1 protein-coding gene is annotated in these 500 nt (G+C 58.4%); it reads left to right on the plus strand.

The window, feature by feature from the left end; translation table 11 throughout:
* Positions 1 to 95: 95 nt before the first annotated feature.
* Positions 96 to 500: hypothetical protein (locus ACKGJN_RS16975; RefSeq protein ID WP_409540773.1), on the plus strand; the 405-nt coding region annotated here is incomplete at its 3' end.

The following is a 500-nucleotide window of genomic DNA, read 5'->3' on the forward strand; positions in this document are numbered from 1 at the left end:
AGGCCCCCACCACTGTAGGGGGTCTTGCTGAACTCTGGGAGGCCCGGTTCGATATCGCTACCAATGGGGGCCCAGGAAGACATCTCAGGGTGCGCATGGCAATCGGCCCCAACCCAATAGAAGCAAAGTCTGGCGCGATCACGGCTTGGAATGGGTTGGCCGGCGACACCTCTAGGTTCCTGCCGCTGACCTGCGAGTCAGTCGTCGGCCACAGTTTTGATCTCGAAACCGAAACCCCCAAGCTAGTGTCTGGGACCGGCTTTGTACCGGCGCCCATTCTTGCGCCAGTCAAAGATTTGGACAGCTCGCTCGAGTGGCCGGAACCCATTGGTATCTTCCGTATTCGTCGCGTCCTGCATCCTTATGCGACACAGAGAGTGGACATCGAAGAGCCTGGTGCAAATGAGGTAGTGGTATGCCGCGATGCGGCGCTGGCATGGTGTGCGAAAAAGTTAAGTGCCATGCACCGTCTTGCTATTGGCAACGGCGAGGGTGGCTAC

It is taken from the genome of Gillisia xinjiangensis (assembly GCF_046298265.1).
Taxonomy (GTDB): Bacteria; Bacteroidota; Bacteroidia; order Flavobacteriales; family Flavobacteriaceae; genus Gillisia; species Gillisia xinjiangensis.